Here is a 17,520-nt window from a genome sequence, read left to right on the forward strand (position 1 = left end):
CATTCATGGCATCTCCGAAGCATTTTCTCGATCTCTCCGCTGTCACGGCTGGGGACCTCCGCGGCATTCTCGAAGACGCGAAGACCCGCAAGCAGGCCACCAAGGCGGGCACCGCCGACAAGCCGCTCGCCGGCAAGATGCTCGCGATGATCTTCGAGAAGCCTTCGACCCGCACCCGCGTCTCCTTCGATGTCGGCATGCGCCAGCTGGGTGGCGAGACGCTGTTCCTCTCCGGCACCGAGATGCAGCTGGGCCGCGCCGAGACGATCGGCGATACGGCCAAGGTTCTGTCGCGCTATGTCGATGCGATCATGATCCGCACCACCGACCATGCCCGCCTCCTGGAAATGGCCGAGCATGCGACGGTGCCGGTCATCAATGCGCTGACGGATCTGACGCACCCCTGTCAGATCATGGCCGACATCATGACGATCGAGGAGCATCGCGGCCCGGTCACGGGCAAGACGCTCGCCTGGACCGGTGACGGCAACAATGTCCTGCATTCGCTTGTCGAGGGCGCGGCCCGCTTCGGCTACAAGATGAACATGGCCGTTCCGCTTGGGTCCGAGCCGGATGACAAGATCCTCAACTGGGCCCGCAACAATGGCGGCGAGATCATGCTGTGCCACGATGCCGATCGCGCTGTTGCCGGCGCCGACGCCGTGATCACCGACACCTGGGTCTCGATGAACCAGGAGCACAAGGCGCGCGGCCACAACGTCTTCCAGCCTTTCCAGGTCAATGCCGACCTGATGAAGAAGGCAAAGGACGAGGCTCTCTTCCTGCATTGCCTGCCCGCCCATCGCGGCGAGGAAGTCACGGACGAAGTGATCGATGGCGTTCAGTCCGTTGTCTTCGACGAGGCGGAAAACAGGCTGCATGCGCAAAAGTCGATCCTGGCCTGGTGCCTGGGCGCCATCTGAGGCCAAAAGAGCGGCGGTCGCGCCTGACTTGACCTTTGGCACGGGTGATCCCATCTGTGCCCTTTCTGATCGGGCCGCTCGGGCCCTGCGTAAGGCGCTTGGGGCGCCGGGAGTACATTCATGTCGACGAGACAAGCAGAACTCGGCGAATTCGGTTTCGCCGGCGATGATCGCGTGGTCCCCTTTCAGGTGGAAGGGCTCGACGTGCGCGGTCGCGCGGTCCAGCTCGGACCGCTGATCAACACCATCCTTGACCGTCACGCCTATCCTGCGCCGGTGGCACGGCTTCTGGCCGAAGCCATCGTCTTGACGGTGCTGATCGGGACGTCGCTCAAGTTCGAAGGCAAGTTCACCGTGCAGACCAAGGGCAACGGCCCGGTCGATCTGCTGGTCGCCGATTTCACCACGCCGGAGAACGTGCGCGCCTATGCTCGCTTTGATGAGCAGGCCGTAGCGGATGCGGTTGCCGCCGGCCGTGCGTCGCCCGAAGAACTGCTGGGCGAAGGCGTGCTTGCCTTCACCATCGACCAGGGCTCCTTCATGCAACCCTATCAGGGCATCGTACCACTCGATGGGACCTCGCTCGAGGACATCGCGGGTGTCTACTTCCGCCAGTCGGAGCAGATCCCGACGCGTGTGCGTCTTGGCGCTGCCGAACTCTTCGATCGCGACGCCGATGGAAAGCCACGCCGGACCTGGCGGGCAGGCGGTCTGATCGCGCAGTTCCTGCCGGATGCGCCCGAGCGCATGCGCCAGCCGGATCTGCATGGCGGCGACGGTGACGACCGCGACACCGATCTGCATGGTGGCGACGACGCCTGGGACGAAGCACGTGTCCTCGTTGAAACGATCGACGCGGACGAGTTGACCGATCCGCAGGTCGGCATCGAACGGCTGCTCTTCCGGCTCTTCCACGAGCGCGGCGTGCGTGCTTACGATCCGCAGCCGGTCTACGACCGCTGCAGCTGCTCCCGCGAGCGGCTAAAGGGCGTGCTCCAGGGCTTCTCCGCGGAAGAGATCGAGGCAAGCTCCGAGGACGGCAAGATCACGGTGACCTGCGAGTTCTGCTCGACGAACTATGATTTCGACCCCGCAGAACTCACGGCGGCTTGAGACGAATGAAGTGATTTGAAAGGGGCCGGGCAACCGGCCCTTCTTGCATCTTCCGGCGGCCGGGTCCTGCGATCCTAGCCGGCGCGGCTCACCCAGCAGGCGTCAGTAGCTAGTCCACGAGACTTTCAGGATTTTGCAAGCGCTTCGGCGACCGCGATTTCCGCCATCTTCAAAATCGCCTCGCGAGACTTCGCTGCAGCGATGAAGCGACCGTTGTGACAGAAGGTGGCGCCTGCGACGCCTGAGACTGCTTCCAGATCGGCATTGCTCAGTCCGGCCCAGGCCACGGGCAGATCGGCGCGTTGCTCGAAGCTGTCTTCCGTCTTGCGGATGCCGGTGATGCACCAGTCCTTGTTACGAGGATGCACGACGAAGAGCAGATGGTCGGCGCCAGCCTTCACGATCGCAGGGCGGAAGGGCATGCCCATCGGCAGTTCCAGGACGCGACTGGTGCCATTGGCGGCGATGGCATCGAGCACCATGCTTTCGGCGCGAAGTTTGGAGGCGCGCTGCGCGATGCCAGCCTCGACGATCGCGCGGGCGATGGCGAGCGCCGCATGGAAACCGCGATCATCGGCGCCGGGCGCTCGGTCATCGAAGACGGGTTTTAAGGTTTCAAGCAGGCTCGGCAGTGTGAGATCCGCCAGCGGCCCTGCGGCAGACGGGCTGAGGGCGCCATTGTCCATCAGATCGATCGGCAGGACGAATTTCGTGTCGAAGCTCTGATGAAGTGCCTCCACATGATCTGCCGGGATGCCGAGCGCGGCAAGATAGGCGCGCCCATAATGCTTCCAGATGAGGCCGAAAGAGCTGTAGGGCTGGCCATCCTCGCGCAAGGGCGCGCCGCGCTGGTGGTGATCGAAAATCTGCGCCGCCGCATCATAGGCACCACCGACATCGTAGATGATGCGATCGGAGGCAGGCGTAATCCATTCGGGTGCGCGGCTGCGCACGATCGTCGCGTCAGGATGGAGCCGGGCCAGGATGACGGAGGACAGCAATTCGTCGGCATGGAAGCCGCCACTATGGGTGACGAGATGGGTGATGTTCATGCCGGAAGAACCTTTGCCGCAGGGGTGCTGATCAAGCCTTCCAGATAGCGGCAGGCACCCTTCAACTCAACTGCCAATCGTCAATTGAGAGTGCGCACCATGCCCGGGCTGTCGAGCGAGAAGGCGGGGATGGCGACATCGAAGCTCTCCCCATCGTCGGTCTCCATCCGGTAGGTCCCGTACATCATGCCCGAGGGCGTATCGAGCGGGCAGCCGGAGGAGTATTCGTAGGTATCGCCAGGGTCGAGACGCGGCTGTTCGCCGACGACGCCGGGCCCGCTCACTTCGTCCACCTGGCCGTTCTGGTCGGTGATGTGCCAATAGCGGTGGGTCAGCCGAACGCTCTTGCCGGAATGATTGGAGATCACGATCCGGTAGCCCCAGACATAGCGGCTGTCATCGGGGTCCGACTGTTCCTCGAGATAGTAAGGTTCAACGAGAACCTCTATGTCCCGTGTCAGTGCGCGATACATGCCTGGACCCTGCGAAAACATCCTGCGATCATGACAGAAACGGCGTTCTTTGTGGCGGTAGCAAGATCAGCCGCAGAACGTCCCGAAGCTTTCAAGGGATAACGACGTGACCGGTGCCGTCAAGGGCCATGGACCGGCTGCGAGACGTCTCGCAGCCGAATTTGTTGCAATATGAAGCGCTTTGAGTAGCACTCAGAGGCGGTTGAGCGCCTTGGCCAGATCTTCGAGCAGATCCTGGGTGTCTTCGATCCCGCAGGAGAGACGCACGGTTCCGGCAGAAATTCCGAGTTCGGCACGGGCTTCGTTGGTCAGGTTCTTGTGCGTCGTGGTCGCCGGATGAGTGATCAGGCTCTTCGCGTCGCCGAGATTGTTGGAGATCTTGATGATCTCCAGCGCATTCTGCAGCTTGAAGGCCGCTTCCTTGCCACCCTTCATCTCGAAGCAGACCAGCGTCGAGCCACCGGTCATCTGCTTGGCGATGATGTCGGCCTGCGGATGATCCTTGCGACCCGGATAGATGACCTTGCCCACCGCGGACTGCTCGGCCAGGAAATCGGCAATCGCGGTTGCGTTCTCCGTCTGCTGCTTGACGCGCAGCGGCAGCGTCTCCATGCCCTTCAGAAGCGTCCAGGCATTGAACGGCGACATGGCAGGACCCGTGTGGCGGAAATAGTCGTGCAGGTTCTCGTTGATCCATTCCTTCGACGACAGCACCACGCCGCCGAGGCAGCGGCCCTGGCCATCGATATGCTTGGTCGCGGAGTAGACGACGACATGCGCGCCGAGCTCCAGCGGCTTCTGGAAGAGCGGCGTCGCAAAGACGTTGTCGACGATCAGCTTGGCGCCAACCTGGTTGGCGAGCTTGGCGACACCGGCCACGTCGATGACCTCGAGCGTCGGGTTGGTCGGGCTTTCCAGGAACATCACCTTGGTGTTCGGCCGGATGGCAGCTTCCCAGTTGGCAAGATCACGGCCGTCGACAAGCGTGCATTCGACGCCGTAGCGCGGGGCAAGCGTCTCGACGACATAGCGGCAGGAGCCGAACAGCGCGCGTGCCGCGACGATATGATCGCCGGCCTTGACCTGGCAGAGCACGGCAGCGGCAACGGCGGCCATGCCGGACGCCATGGCGCGCGCATCCTCGGCGCCTTCCATCATGCACATGCGCTTTTCGAACATGTCATTGGTGGGGCTGCCATAGCGGGCATAGATGTAGCCGTCGTTCTCGCCCTTGAAGCGGGCTTCTGCCGCTTCCGAGCTGTCATAGACGAAGCCCTGGGTGAGGAAGATCGCTTCAGACGTCTCGCCATAGGGAGAGCGCAGCGTGCCGCCATGGACGAGTTGGGTTGCCGGGCGCCAGTTCTTGCTCATGCACGTGCCTTTCGAACACAAAAAAACCGGTCGCGAGAACGGACCGGTTTCGTAAACCCGGTCTATTTAGCCACTTGTTTAACGTGGCTGCAAGCCGACCGGCCAAATCACCACGGGATAAGGCTGCCTTACGCCTTCGCGGGCCTTGCGTCAATTGGTGGGCTTTGGTTTTGTCGAGCCCAAACGGGATTGAGAAGATGACCATGAAGTCAGGGATTTTGTCCGATCGCGCGATCGGCGCCTTGTTCGGTGGCGGCCAGCTGAAAAGCGAGGCCATGCTGGACAAGGATCAGATCCAGCCGGCAAGCCTCGACCTCCGCCTGGGCGGCAAGGCGATCCGCGTCCGTGCGAGCTTCATGCCGGGCCGGGGTCACACCGTCGCCGAGAAGCTGGAGCGGCTGACGCTCCACGAGGTCGATCTGGAAAATGGCGCCGTTCTCGAAACCGGCTGCGTCTACATCGTGCCCTTGATGGAAAGCCTCGACCTGCCGGCCGAGATTTCAGCCTCGGCCAACCCGAAGAGCTCGACAGGCCGCCTCGACATCTTCACCCGCGTCATGGTCGATTACGCCCAGGAATTCGACAAGGTCCCCGCCGGCTACAAGGGCCAGCTCTACCTGGAGATTTCGCCGCGCACCTTCCCGATCATCGTGCGCCGCGGTTCGCGCCTCTCGCAGATCCGTTTCCGTGTGGGCCATGCCGTGTTGGGCGAAAGCGAGCTTTTGGATCTCCACAAGGCGGAAACCCTCGTCGCAAGCGACATGCCGAATGTCTCTGGCGGGGGTATTGCGCTCTCGATCGACCTAAAGGGCTCGGGCCCGGAAGGGCTGATCGGCTATCGTGGCAAGCACCATACGTCTGTCATCGATGTCGACCGCAAGGGTGCACATGACGTGCTCGACTTCTGGGAGCCGCTTTACAGCCGCGGCCGCGACGAGCTGATCCTCGACCCGGACGAATTCTATATCCTCGTCTCCAACGAAGCCGTGCATGTGCCGCCGCTCTACGCCGCCGAGATGACGCCTTATGATCCGCTCGTTGGTGAGTTTCGCGTGCACTATGCGGGCTTCTTCGACCCCGGCTTCGGCCATGCCCCGGCCGGCGGCTCCGGCAGCCGCGCGGTGTTGGAAGTCAGAAGCCACGAAGTGCCGTTCATCCTCGAACACGGCCAGGTCATCGGCCGCCTGGTCTACGAGCACATGCAGGAGCGCCCCGAAGGCCTCTACGGCTCAGGCCTCGGCTCCAACTACCAGGCGCAAGGGTTGAAACTCTCCAAACACTTCCGCCTGCCCTGAGACATGCGCCGCCTGCAAGCTTCGCTGCCGGCGCTTGACACTGGCAGCGAACTGTTGGATTCCTCTCCCCGTCGCGGGTGTAGCTCAATGGTAGAGCAGCAGCTTCCCAAGCTGAATACGAGGGTTCGATTCCCTTCACCCGCTCCAGCTGTTCTCAACGAGCCTCCGCAAACCGCGCAAACGCTGCCAAGAGATCCCCCAGACGCTTGGCCGTTGCCTCGTCGGTGAGGTTGCCGTCGGCGTCGAACAGGGTATGCGCGCGAGACACCATCAGGCGTTTTTCTGAAAACGTTCGGCAGCCCAGCGTGTGCAGCACACTAAGCCAGGCATTCTGGCTGAGCAGCGTGCCGAAATTGCCGGGCGAGGCGCCGACGAGAGCGAAGGCTTTGCCGCCGAAGACCTTCGGGATGTCGGAAGAGGGACGCGACAGCCAGTCGATGGCGTTCTTGAAGGCACCGGGAATGCTGTTGTTGTATTCGGGCGTGAACAGGATGACACCGTCGGCGGCGGTGATCTTTTCCTTCAGTTCCGTCACGGCGGCCGGAATGCCCTCGGCCGCTTCCAGGTCCCCGTCATAAAGCGGGATGCCATGAATGCCGGTGGTCTGAAGCACATAGCCTTCGGCTGGCAGGCCGGCGGCGGCCTTCAGCAGAGCCGAGTTGAGCGAAGCCTTGCGCAGACTTCCCGAAATGCCAAGCAGTGTCACCATGATCTGGTCCCCGTGTCGATATGTTGTAAGGAAGGGTAGAACAGGGAGACGAGCATGACCAGCGGCCTGCACCACATCACGGCGATCACCCGCAAGATCCAGGCGAATGTCGATTTCTACTGCGGTTTTCTGGGGCTGAGGCTCGTCAAGCGCACCGGCGGATTCGAGGATGCGGCACAGCTCCATCTGTTCTACGGCGATGCCGAGGCAAGCCCCGGTTCCCTGGTGACCTTCCTGGCCTGGGAAGATGGATCACCCGGCCGTGTCGGCCATGGCGCTGCAAGCGAGATCGCATTTGCCATTCATCCGGAAGCGATCGGCTTCTGGCTGACCCGTGCATTGCAGTTCGGCGTATCCGCCTCGGGTCCGGCGACGGAATTTGGTGAGCCGGTCCTGAGGCTGACGGATCCCGATGGCATCATCGTCAAGCTCGTCGGCACAACGGCGGTAGAGCCCGGTGCCGCATGGCCCGTTCGCGGGATCGAAGAAGCCGATGCCGTTACCCGCCTGCGGGCGGCCACGCTCCTGTCGGAGAAGCCGGCGGAAAGCCTTAATTTCCTCGCCCGACATGCAGGCTTTTCCGTCGCTGGAACCGAGGGCACGATCACGCGGCTGATTTCGGCGAGCGGCCAGGCGATCGACGTGCGCGATGCCACTGGCTTCTGGCCGGCGGCCCCCGGCACGGGTGCGATCGATCATATTGCCCTGCGCATGCCTGATCAGGCGGCGGTTGAGGCGCAGGCGGCGGCGCTCAGATCCCGCGGTGACGACATGATCAACATGCATGACCGCAAATATTTCTATTCGCTTTATGTGCGAGAGCCGGCCGGCGGGCTGATCGAACTCGCCTCGGACGGCCCCGGTTTTGCCGTCGACGAGCCGCTGGAAACCCTCGGCAGCCGGCTCTTCATCCCCGAGCACTTTCATCTGCGCCCCGAGGATATCGTGCCCATGCTGCCGCAATTCGGGCTTCCGGGAGAGCCGCGCATCATCTACCGCGACCTGCCTTTCGTGCACCGCATCCATGAGCCGGACGCGCCGGACGGATCGACGCTTGTCCTGCTGCATGGCACGGGCGGCAACGAGGCGAGCCTCCTGCCGTTCGGCCGGAAGATCGCCCCCTCCTCGACCCTGATCGGCCCACGGGGGCGCTCGACGGAGGAGGGCGTTGCGCGCTTCTTCCGCCGCTTTGGCGCTCGCGAATACGATCAGAAGGACATTCGCTCGGAGGCAGAGGCATTCGTTGCCTTTGTTCAGCGGGCCGAGGAAGCCTATGGGCTGGACAAGGAGCGCCTGTCTTTTGCCGGCTATTCGAATGGCGCAAACTTCCTCGCCGCTGTGATCATGCTGCATCCGGGCCTGGTGCGCGAGGCCTTGCTGCTGCGCCCGGTGCCGGTCCTGGTCGATCCGCCGGACAATGATCTCTCCGGCACGCGCATACGCATCCTGGTGGGTGCCGATGACCCTGCCGGGGAGGAGACTTCGGTTCTGACCGAACAGTTGCGCAGGCACGGAGCCTTGGTCGATCTGGTGACGGTTGCCGGGGATCACGCCTTGTCCGAGGCGGATGTCATCGCAGCGAAGACTTGGGCCGACTGAGCAGCAAGGCCCGGTGGCAGAGAGCCGCCACGGCTTGGTGTATGCGGCGTCTTGTTCCAGTGAAAGGGCTTGAGCCTCAGTTCGAGCACCGCCTTCCAGGCGGCGAGCGACACGGCCATCCAGTAGATCGGGATCATCGCCCATTTCCAGCCCATGCCCTTCTTCTCGCGGTCGGTCATCGGGGTCGCCCCGAGGGCAAAGAAGACGGCGTAGCTGCCGAGAATGTTGAACACGTCCATGGCGAGCATCATCGTTGTAAAGACACTCGGCTGAGGCGCCGGGATCTGCATCAGCGAGAGGACGGAAAGGGTGATAAAGACGATCAGCCCGGGATGGCTGAGTGCCGCGACCAGCATGCCGCCGACGAGAAGCTGGAAGACGAGGAAGGAGAGCGGCCCCATCTCGCGCGCCGTGCGCAAAGGCCGGCGCATCAGCACCAACCAGGTTTGGAGCCAGCCCTTGTACCAGCGCGTCCTCTGGGCAAGCCAGACCTTGAACTCCGTGGGCGCGTCCTCGTAGGTCGGAAGCGTCAATGTCGACGCGCGGTAACCCATGCGACAAAGACGCATCCCGAGATCAGCATCCTCGGTGACATTGAAGGGATCCCAGCCGCCACTGGCCTTCAGAAGCGCCGTTCGAAAATGGTTTGAGGTGCCACCGAGTGGCAGCGGCAGCCGGTAGAAGCCGAGCGCCGGCAGCAGACGACGAAACAGCGCCGAATATTCGAGCGCAAAGATGGCACTGATCCAGCTCTCGCCGGCATTGCCGATGACGAGCGGCGCCTGCAGGCAGGCGAGTTCTGCTGGTCCCAGCTCGAAGGCGTGGAAGGCTTCGCGCAGTTGCTGCGGATGCGGCCGGTCTTCCGCGTCGTAGATGGTGAGGAACTTGCCGCGCGCGCCGGCCAGCGCATAGGTCAAAGCCTTGGGCTTGGTGCGTGGTGCCATGGCCGGCACCTCGACCACTTCGATATGCGGTCCCGGCCGCGCCTGTCGGATCGCCTCCAGCGTCTCGAGGTCGTCCGCCTCGCAGACCAGTTTCACGTCGAGCAGGCTGCGCGGCCAGTCGAGTGCATCGAGCGCCGCGATCAATTGCGGCACGACGGCGGCCTCGCGGTAAAGCGCGACCATGACGGTATAGACCGGAAGGACATCGCATCCGCTTTCCAGCGAGGCTTCGAGCCTCGGATGCCGCTTGCCATGCGAGATGGCCATGATCCTCAGAAAGAGGGCGGCTGCATGGAAGAAGGAGAGCAGCATGTGCCCCAGCACGACGGCGAGCATCGGAGCGAAGACCAAAAGCAGGCTGAGAAGACAGAGGCTGGCACCGGCAACAAAGCCTTGATCGCCGGTGACCACCAGCCGCGCAGAGAGAGACTGCACGCTGTCGAACAGCCCCCGCACGGCATCGCTGACGCGCCGTGTTTCCCCCGCCTTCCACAGCGCTTTGCGGATCGCCGACGGCGTCGTGATGGCAAGATTGCCGGCGCCGTTGCCATGGCGGCCAAAGCGTCTGGCAAGGCCCTCCATGTGCAGGATCTGCGGCGCCACAGCCATCACCGGCTGCCTGTCGGTGTATTGCAGCCGTACCATGTGCGGCTCGGCCAATTGCGTATCGCCGCAGAGGGGGTCCCCAACCAGCGCGGGATCGATCACCGGCAGGAAGGGCAGTCCATACATGCGCGCAAGCCCGGCAAAATAGGCGTCTTCTTCGATCACGCCGCTGGCGAGAAGCTCGGTTTCGATGCTGGTGCCATTGGTGGCCGCGCGTTGTGCCATACGGGCGATCAAGGGCTTGGAAATTCCCAACCGGTGCAACAAGCCGGCCTCGGGTTTCAAATGCTGAAAATCAGGCGATCCGGCTGCGCGGCCCGCGCTCCGTTGGTCATGCACCCGCGTTGGACTCTGGCGCACGGCAACGATCCGCGGGCCGTATTCCCTCGTCCACACCAAGCTGCTACACGTCATCCGGTCGGATCGACGCCCCACTCATACCCCGGTTGATGATGATAGAGATGCGCGCAAAAGTTACATCCCTAGATTTAATGGGGTTGTGGGCCTCGGTTCTCGCCTTTTTGATGCTGATTTCGGTCTCGACGCCGCCGGCGCGGGCCCAGGATACGGACCTCCCGATCCTCTTCGATGCGCGCGAACGGCTGGTGCGGCCCGATGTGAGCAGCGTGTTGCGCCTGCGCTTCCTGACAACGACGGACTTTCCGCCCTTCAATTTCACCGATCAGAGCGGCCGTCTGGCTGGTTTCCACGTCGATCTTGCGCGGGCGCTCTGCGCCGAACTTGGTCTGCAGGCTCGCTGCCAGATCCAGGCAATGCCCTATGGACAGCTGGTCTCGGCGCTGGAGGCAGGGCAGGGCGAAGCGGTGATGGCCGGTGTCGCCGTAACGCCGGAGCTGCGGGAGCAGTTCAATTTCACCCGGCCCTATCTTCTCCTGCCGGCCCGCTTTCTGATGCAGGGTGATACGGTTCTGCCGCGGCAGGATGCGCAGGGGCTGTTTGGCCGCAAGGTCGGCGTGGTCAAGGATACCGCCCATGCCGCCATGCTGAAGAGCTTCTTCCCCGATATCGAAGCCGTCCCCTTTGACGATCAGGATGCCTTGATGACGGCATTGAAGGAGAAGCAGGTGCCGGCCGTCTTCGCCGACGCCTTGCAGCTGTCCTTCTGGATGATGAGCCCGGCCGCAGACGGATGCTGCCGCTTTCTCGACGGCCCATTCCTGTCGGAGCGGCATCTCGGCGAAGGCATGACGATCATGGTGCGCGGCCAGGACGGCGCACTGATGGCGGCCCTTGAAAGTGCGCTCGCCGCGCTGTCGAAGGATGGCCGGCTGGAGGAGATCTATCTGCGCTACTTCCCCGCCGGCCTCTTCTGAGAATAGTCAGATCCGGCGATAGCGCGCAGACGCGCTACGCTCCAGCGCGGCACAGGTGAGCTTGTCCAGCTCCAGGCGGTCGCGCAACATCTGCAGCAGGCGCAATTCCTCCGGCTTGACCGAGAGGTCGACGGCGGCGATCTCGACAGCCAGTGCGTAAGCCGTCTCATGCAGCCATTCCGGCAGCGCGTCTCGGATGGTCTCGAGCATGATGTCGAGCCCCTCGGGTCCGGAGATCAGGCTTGCGCAACGCTGCGAAACCTCGATCAGGCGCTCCTTGTCGAAATTTTCGAAGACCGGAAGAATATCGATCAATTGACCGATGCGGACGAGTTCCTTTTCCGCCATGGCATTGTCGACGGCTGATGCCATGACCATGACGAAAATCAGCGCTTCTTCCGGAGAGACAGGCTTGTTCATGTAACGTGGTTTCCAGTTGCGTGCGGCCAGAGAGTAGGAGCCGCTTTGCAGCCTTTCAAGGGAGCGGCGGTTTGCAACCCTTTGATGACCCAGGTTCGATCAACGCTGGGGCTCACCAAAAAGCCCGCGTCTTTCGGCGCGGGCTTCTTCCGTCAGCACGGCGAGCGCCGAGCCGGGTTCCGCTTCCGCCCACCCGTATTTCGCAAGCCAGGAGGAGACATCCTGAACGCCGACCCAGCAGCGCGCCCGGATTTCGCCCTGCCATGCGGCGGAACTCGTTTCGCAGGCAAGCGAACGGTTTCGCAGGAAAAGCCTTTGCTGGGTCCGTGCCATGGCACCGCAAGGCCAGGAACCGCCGTCTGCGGCAAGGCAGGTGCGGTTGACATCCGTCTCCGCAATATCGGCCAGGCGCACGCGCTGTTGAGGGCCGAAGGCAACAAGCCCGGCCGAGAGACTGAGCGGACGATGGAGAAGGACGACTTTCGGTTTTGCCGGCTGCACGGTTTCCGACAGCGGCGCCCGCGCTTCGACCCGTTCGAGATCCTCTGCATTGGCAAAGGCCGGCGAACCGAAGACGTCAGGCTCGATGGCCCGGACCGCGCGTTGCGGCTCCGGCTCCGCCATAGGCTCGATCGCCTCGGGCGGCAGGGCGCTGACATCGGGCAGATCGAGCTCGGACGGATCCGGCACGTCGAGGTCCTGCATATCGTAGTCGACGGGGTCATCGCGCAGCGACTCGCCGGCGGCCATGACAAGATAGGCCCACAGGAGGAGCCCGATCGCGCCTGCGATGAAGGTACCGATCCGTCGCATTAGGTCCGTTTTCCTATTGGCTCGCCCAGATGATGCGGGCCACCCACTCGACGTCACCCATGTCGAGAGTGCGGGGCGGATGGTCCGGATTGAGCGACTGCAACTCGATCGACTTGGCGCTCTGCCGGGCAAGGATCTTCGCCATGACTTCGCCTTCTCGCGTCTTGACCACCACACGGTCGCCACGTCGCACCTGGGCGCCGGGTTCGACGATCAGGATGTCGCCGTCGCGGTAGAGCGGCTTCATGCTTTCGCCCTGGACCTCCAGCGCATAGACGCCGTTGTTGCGGCCGGGTGCCGCGGGAAATTCCACGAGATCCCAGCCCTGGCCGGCAGGAAAGCCGCCATCGTCGAAAAAGCCACCGGCACCGGCCTGTGCCATGCCCAGAAGGGGGATCGAGCTCGCCTGGGGTGGAAATGTCCCCTGCGGCAGCGGGCTTCCCCGCAGGCCTTCCGGGGAGACATGGCGCATGAACTGGTCGAGGCTCGCGCCTGTCGCCTCCAGAACCTTCGCGATGGATTCGGTGGAGGGCCAGCGCATACGACCGTCGGCCCCGACGCGCTTGGACTTGTTGAAGGATGTGGGGTCGAGGCCCGCCCGGCGCGCAAGACCGGAAGGCGTCAGCGAATGCTGCTCCGCCAGCCGATCAATCGCGGCCCATATGCTGTCATGCGAAAGCATGTTCGCGCCTCTTAGAGCGCCGGAAACCTCGGATGCCCCTCTCCGGCCATGGCTCACCATAGATCAGGGGATGCCGATAGTAAAGCAAAAAGGAATAAAATCCTCTGGATCGCTTACGCCACCATGGCCATGTTGATCTTGCCGAGCTGGATGACAGCCTGCGTACGGCTATCGACCTTGAGCTTCAGCAGGATCGCGGAAACATGGGCCTTGATCGTCGCTTCCGAGACGCCGAGCTCATAGGCGATCTGCTTGTTGAGCAGTCCTTCGCCGAGCATGCCGAGGACGCGGCTCTGCTGCGGCGTCAGGGTTCTCAGGCGATTGATCAGATCGGCAACGTCGGGATCTGTCTCCTGACCGCCCTGATAGCTCTCCGGCGTGGCGATGTCGCCTTCGAGCACGGACTGGATGCTGGAGCGTATCTCGTCGATCCCGGCCGATTTCGAGATGAAGCCCGAAGCGCCGAGCTCAAGCGCCCGGCGGATGGTCACGGCGTCGTCCGTGGCGGACACAATGACGAGCGGCAGGCTCGCAAATTCCGCACGAAGCGCCATCAGGCCGGAAAAGCCGGAAACGCCAGGCATGGCGAGATCCAGAAGCATAAGATCGGCTTCCGGATGATCGGCCGCCGCCTTGCGTGCGGCTTCGAAATCGCCGGCTTCGATGATGGTTTGTGTACCGTCAATGCCGGTCACGGCCTGGCGCAGCGCGCCCCGAAACAGCGGATGGTCGTCGGCGATGATGAAGGTCGATGCAGCCATGTCACAGCCCCCTCCCAAGAGCGATGTCATATTGCGCACGAATGCGTGGTCTTCTTTTAGCGCTTGCGGAGCCACTAGACAATGGTCGTGCACGGATTGCGCGACCGGCGCTTGACCAATGTCAAGTTCTGTCCGGAATGGGCTCTTGTTGTGGCTGTTCCTCTGCCCCCTGGAACTCCTGAACCAAGTTGAAGAAGGCTCGCATGAAGCGCTCCATGATGCCGATCGATCGGTCGATCTCGGCATCGCTCGGCAACTCGCCGCTCCGCGCGGCCGTCCCGTCCGCCAGTTGTCGTTCAAGCGCCTCGACCCGCTTTTCCAGACGCGCAAGATCTTCGTCATAGGCAGCGCGCTCGTCTGCCGCCATGCGGCAGGTCAGCGTGCCCTGATCCTCGGCGCAGAGTGTCACGGCGCCCGTCTGCCGATCGAGCCGCACGAAGCCGCTTTCCGATTTTTCCAGCGTATAGCGCTCGGCATTCGCTTCTTGAGCGACTGCCGCCGGCGTTGCGAGTGACAGGACCGCCAAGCCGAGCACCGCTTTTCTGATGAGCATCTGAGCCTCCTCCTGTCGTTCCGCGCGCAGGGCGTGGACATTTGTCGACGTTTGCGGCAAACCGCCTCGACCCTCATGATCTGCGAGAGACCGGACCTTGGACAAGACCATATACAAGATCGTGCCGCGAGAATTATGGCAGGAAGCACGCAAGGCGGGCCTTTTCAAGGGCGCGCCGATCGACCTCAAGGACGGCTACATCCATTTTTCGACGGCAGCCCAGGCCATCGAGACAGCGAGGCTGCATTTTGCCGGTGAGGCCGACCTGCTGCTCGTGGCCGTGGATGCCACCGTCTTCGGCGAGACCTTGAAATGGGAGCCCTCTCGCGGCGGCGATCTCTTCCCGCATCTCTATGCCGATCTGCCGCTCGATGCCGTGCTGTGGGAAAAGCCGCTGCCGCTGGGGCCGGATGGTCTGCATGTCTTTCCAACCATGACGCAAGAGAAGCCCTGATGCCCGACCTCTTTTCGCTCGGCCGGCGCGGCCTTTTTCTCTTCGATGCCGAAACCGCTCATGGTCTCTCGATCGCGGCCTTGAAGACCGGCCTCGTCCCGACCTGCAAGGCAGAGGCCGATCCGCGTCTGGCCCAAACCGTTGCCGGGATCCGCTTCCCGAACCCGCTTGGCATGGCCGCCGGCTACGACAAGAATGCCGAGGTCCCGGATGCCCTGCTGTCACTCGGCTTCGGTTTTGCCGAGGTCGGCACGCTCACACCGAAGGCGCAGGCCGGCAATCCGAAGCCGCGCATCTTCCGCCTGGAGCGCGATCATGCGGTGATCAATCGCCTCGGCTTCAACAACGAGGGTCATGCCGCGGCGCTGGCACGGCTTTCTGCGCGGCGCAATCGCTCCGGCATCGTCGGCGTCAACATCGGTGCCAACAAGGATGCTGCCGACCGGATTGCCGATTACGTTGCCGGCATCCGTCGTTTCTATCCGGTCGCGACCTATTTCACCGCCAACATCTCCTCCCCGAACACGCCGGGCCTGCGCGATCTGCAGGCCAAGGAGAGCCTCGATGCGCTTCTCTTTGCCGTACTGGCCGCGAGGTCCGAGGAGGGGCTGAAAGCCGGCAAGCGTCTGCCGGTCTTCCTGAAGATCGCGCCCGATCTCACGGAGGAAGGCATGGACGACATCGCAGAGGTCGTGGCGGCCCATGATCTCGACGGCCTGATCGTCTCCAACACCACGCTGTCACGCGAGGGTCTCACCGACCCAACTTTGGCCGGCGAAGCCGGTGGCCTGTCCGGTGCGCCGCTCTTCGACAAGTCGACGGCAGTGCTGGCACGCATGCGCAAGCGGGTGGGCCCCGACCTGCCGATCATTGGTGTCGGCGGTGTCTCCTCGGCCGAAACCGCGATGGAAAAGATCCGCGCCGGTGCAGACCTCGTGCAGCTCTATTCCTGCATGGTCTACGAAGGACCCGCCCTGCCGGGCCGCATCGTCCGGGGTCTGTCGAGCCTGCTCGATCGCGAGACGGTCGCGAACATCCGCGAGCTGCGGGATTCAAGGCTCGATCACTGGCTGTCGGTAAAGGTCTGATCCGTCTTCGGTTTGAGCCTTGCAAGCAGCAGCAGGCCGCGCAGTCCGAGAAACACGTTGAGCGCAATCCAGAGCCCGTGGTTGGAAAACAGCGGGACGAGTGCGGCGACGCTTGCCAGATAGCCGGCAAGCGCCAGAAGCATCATGTTGCGCATATCCGATGACCAGGTCGCGCCGATGAAGACGCCGTCCATGTGGAAGGCGAGGGCACCGGTAAGGGCCGTCAGGGCTGCATAGACCAGATAGGTTTCAGCCACGCTGCGGACGTCGCCGGCCGTGGTGATGAAGCCGACGATGGCATTGCCGAAGACCAGGAAGAAGACAAGGCTGGCGATTGCGAGGCCGAAGGACCAGAGCCCGGTGAGTTTTACGGCACGCTCGAAGGCGGTCCGCTGCCGCGCGCCAATGGTCTCGCCGGTGATCTGTTCGGCCGCCGTTGCCATGCCATCGAGATAGAAGCTCGCGATCATGAAGAAGTTCATGAGCACGGCATTCGCCGCGAGCGTCACGGCACCGAAGCCGGCGCCGATCCGGGTCATGACGGTAAAGGCCGTGATCAGTGAGAAGGTCCGGATAAGGATGTCCCGGTTGAGGCGGAAGAGCGCCATCAGCTTCGGCCGGTCGGTGACCATCGCGACCTGCGGCACCGCTGCCTGCCCATAGCGCCAGAAGACGAAGGCAAAGCCGGCCAGCATGGCGACGACTTCGCCGATGACCGTTCCCCAGGCGACGCCAGCAATGCCGAAGCCGAAGGTCCAGCCGAGCAGGATGGACATCGCGATGTTGACGCCGTTGAGCAGGATCTGCAGCGCAAGCCCCACAGAACCCAACCCCCGGCCGAGCACGAAGCCGAGCAAGGTGAAGTTGGAGAGCGTCACAGGGGCGGCGAGGATACGGATGGCGATATAGGTCGCCGCGGCAGACTGAACGTTCCCCTCCGCTCCCATGAGTTTTGGCCCGAACCCGATGATGGCGGGAGACAGGAGAAGGATCAGAAGCCCGAAGCCGATCGAGAGCGCGATCGAGCGCCAGAAGACCGCAAACAGTTCATGCGTCTCGCCGCGCCCCTGTGCCTGCGCGACAAGGGCCGTGGTCGAGGCGCGAAGGAAGTTGAGACTGGCGAACAAGAGGTCGAAGAGCGCTGCCGCGATCGCAAGTCCCGCAAGCTGCGCGGCATCGCCGCTGCGCCCGACCACGGCGGTATCGGTGAGGCCGAGCAGCGGCGTCGTGACGAAGCCGAGCGTCATCGGCACGGCGATCGCAAGGACGCTGCGGTGGCTGACCTCGATCGGTCTGGAGGCGGGAGTAGGCAGGCTGTGCATGGAGTGCT

Annotated in this window: 18 protein-coding genes, 1 tRNA gene and 1 riboswitch; of the genes, 8 read left to right on the plus strand and 11 right to left on the minus strand. The window is 63.2% G+C overall.

Translation table 11 applies throughout. The features are described from left to right. Positions 1 to 5: 5 nt before the first annotated feature. Together argF and M1E12_RS21780 are read left to right on the plus strand one after the other, a co-directional pair. The gene (gene argF, locus M1E12_RS21775) at positions 6 to 923 is read left to right on the plus strand and encodes an ornithine carbamoyltransferase (RefSeq protein WP_136542691.1); all 918 of its coding nucleotides are present in this window, start codon (positions 6 to 8) and stop codon (positions 921 to 923) included. Positions 924 to 1,043: 120 nt separating this feature from the next. Then, a complete protein-coding gene (locus M1E12_RS21780) occupies positions 1,044 to 2,036 on the plus strand; it encodes an Hsp33 family molecular chaperone (RefSeq protein ID WP_136542692.1) in 993 nt (330 codons plus the stop codon). 125 nt (positions 2,037 to 2,161) lie between these two features. On the opposite strand, the gene M1E12_RS21785 is transcribed toward M1E12_RS21780, so the two are convergent. The 3 genes from M1E12_RS21785 to M1E12_RS21795 form a co-directional block, all read right to left on the minus strand. Continuing rightward, on the minus strand, positions 2,162 to 3,088 hold the full coding sequence (locus tag M1E12_RS21785; protein WP_479563258.1) for an MYG1 family protein: 927 nt from the start codon (positions 3,086 to 3,088) through the stop codon (positions 2,162 to 2,164). Between the two features lie 80 nt (positions 3,089 to 3,168). Next, complete coding sequence (apaG, locus tag M1E12_RS21790; RefSeq protein ID WP_113460067.1) at positions 3,169 to 3,561, minus strand: Co2+/Mg2+ efflux protein ApaG; 393 nt, start codon at positions 3,559 to 3,561, stop codon at positions 3,169 to 3,171. Between the two features lie 192 nt (positions 3,562 to 3,753). Further along, entirely contained in the window at positions 3,754 to 4,932 is a 1,179-nt protein-coding gene (locus tag M1E12_RS21795) for an O-succinylhomoserine sulfhydrylase (protein WP_479563259.1), read from the minus strand. A 45-nt stretch (positions 4,933 to 4,977) separates the two neighbouring features. Continuing rightward, a riboswitch (SAM riboswitch) is annotated at positions 4,978 to 5,056 on the minus strand. A 73-nt stretch (positions 5,057 to 5,129) separates the two neighbouring features. Between M1E12_RS21795 and M1E12_RS21800 the strand changes: the two genes are divergently transcribed. Beyond that, positions 5,130 to 6,227, plus strand: a complete 1,098-nt coding sequence (locus tag M1E12_RS21800) for a 2'-deoxycytidine 5'-triphosphate deaminase (protein ID WP_479563260.1) — start codon at positions 5,130 to 5,132, stop codon at positions 6,225 to 6,227. Between the two features lie 73 nt (positions 6,228 to 6,300). After that, a tRNA-Gly gene (locus tag M1E12_RS21805) sits at positions 6,301 to 6,374 on the plus strand. Positions 6,375 to 6,381: 7 nt separating this feature from the next. Here the strand turns inward: M1E12_RS21805 and M1E12_RS21810 are convergent. Further along, positions 6,382 to 6,936 carry an NADPH-dependent FMN reductase gene (locus tag M1E12_RS21810; protein ID WP_479563261.1) on the minus strand — a complete coding sequence of 185 codons (555 nt, stop codon included), beginning with the start codon at positions 6,934 to 6,936 and terminating at the stop codon, positions 6,382 to 6,384. 54 nt (positions 6,937 to 6,990) lie between these two features. On the opposite strand from M1E12_RS21810, the gene M1E12_RS21815 reads away from it, so the two are divergent. After that, complete coding sequence (locus tag M1E12_RS21815; RefSeq protein WP_479563262.1) at positions 6,991 to 8,535, plus strand: VOC family protein; 1,545 nt, start codon at positions 6,991 to 6,993, stop codon at positions 8,533 to 8,535. Here M1E12_RS21815 and M1E12_RS21820 read toward each other — a convergent pair. Further along, positions 8,484 to 10,310, minus strand: a complete 1,827-nt coding sequence (locus M1E12_RS21820) for a glycosyltransferase family 2 protein (protein WP_479563263.1) — start codon at positions 10,308 to 10,310, stop codon at positions 8,484 to 8,486. The two genes, M1E12_RS21815 and M1E12_RS21820, sit on opposite strands and share 52 nt — an antisense overlap. A gap of 236 nt (positions 10,311 to 10,546) precedes the next feature. On the opposite strand from M1E12_RS21820, the gene M1E12_RS21825 reads away from it, so the two are divergent. Then, entirely contained in the window at positions 10,547 to 11,419 is an 873-nt protein-coding gene (locus M1E12_RS21825; protein WP_479563264.1) for a transporter substrate-binding domain-containing protein, read from the plus strand. A 6-nt stretch (positions 11,420 to 11,425) separates the two neighbouring features. Here the strand turns inward: M1E12_RS21825 and M1E12_RS21830 are convergent, their stop codons facing one another. From M1E12_RS21830 to M1E12_RS21850, 5 genes are all read right to left on the minus strand, one after another. Further along, positions 11,426 to 11,839 (minus strand): tellurite resistance TerB family protein, encoded by a 414-nt coding sequence (locus tag M1E12_RS21830; protein ID WP_136542700.1) that lies wholly within the window; start codon positions 11,837 to 11,839, stop codon positions 11,426 to 11,428. A 99-nt stretch (positions 11,840 to 11,938) separates the two neighbouring features. Next, positions 11,939 to 12,652, minus strand: coding sequence for a thermonuclease family protein (locus M1E12_RS21835; RefSeq protein WP_479563265.1), 714 nt, complete (start codon positions 12,650 to 12,652; stop codon positions 11,939 to 11,941). A 13-nt stretch (positions 12,653 to 12,665) separates the two neighbouring features. Beyond that, positions 12,666 to 13,334, minus strand: a complete 669-nt coding sequence (locus M1E12_RS21840) for a S24 family peptidase (RefSeq protein WP_113460058.1) — start codon at positions 13,332 to 13,334, stop codon at positions 12,666 to 12,668. Between the two features lie 113 nt (positions 13,335 to 13,447). After that, positions 13,448 to 14,095, minus strand: coding sequence for a response regulator (locus tag M1E12_RS21845; RefSeq protein WP_113460057.1), 648 nt, complete (start codon positions 14,093 to 14,095; stop codon positions 13,448 to 13,450). A 121-nt stretch (positions 14,096 to 14,216) separates the two neighbouring features. After that, complete coding sequence (locus M1E12_RS21850) at positions 14,217 to 14,648, minus strand: hypothetical protein (RefSeq protein WP_479563266.1); 432 nt, start codon at positions 14,646 to 14,648, stop codon at positions 14,217 to 14,219. Between the two features lie 97 nt (positions 14,649 to 14,745). Here M1E12_RS21850 and M1E12_RS21855 point away from each other — a divergent pair, with 97 nt between their 5' ends. After that, positions 14,746 to 15,102: a DUF952 domain-containing protein gene (locus M1E12_RS21855; protein WP_479563267.1), complete on the plus strand. Its 357-nt coding sequence runs from the start codon at positions 14,746 to 14,748 to the stop codon at positions 15,100 to 15,102. Beyond that, positions 15,102 to 16,190, plus strand: coding sequence for a quinone-dependent dihydroorotate dehydrogenase (locus M1E12_RS21860; RefSeq protein WP_479563268.1), 1,089 nt, complete (start codon positions 15,102 to 15,104; stop codon positions 16,188 to 16,190). Before M1E12_RS21855 ends, M1E12_RS21860 begins: the two co-directional genes overlap by 1 nt. Here the strand turns inward: M1E12_RS21860 and M1E12_RS21865 are convergent. Then, on the minus strand, positions 16,166 to 17,512 hold the full coding sequence (locus M1E12_RS21865) for an MATE family efflux transporter (protein ID WP_479563269.1): 1,347 nt from the start codon (positions 17,510 to 17,512) through the stop codon (positions 16,166 to 16,168). The genes M1E12_RS21860 and M1E12_RS21865 overlap by 25 nt on opposite strands. Positions 17,513 to 17,520: the final 8 nt, after the last annotated feature.

The sequence above is a fragment of the Rhizobium sp. K33 genome, from assembly GCF_056501445.1.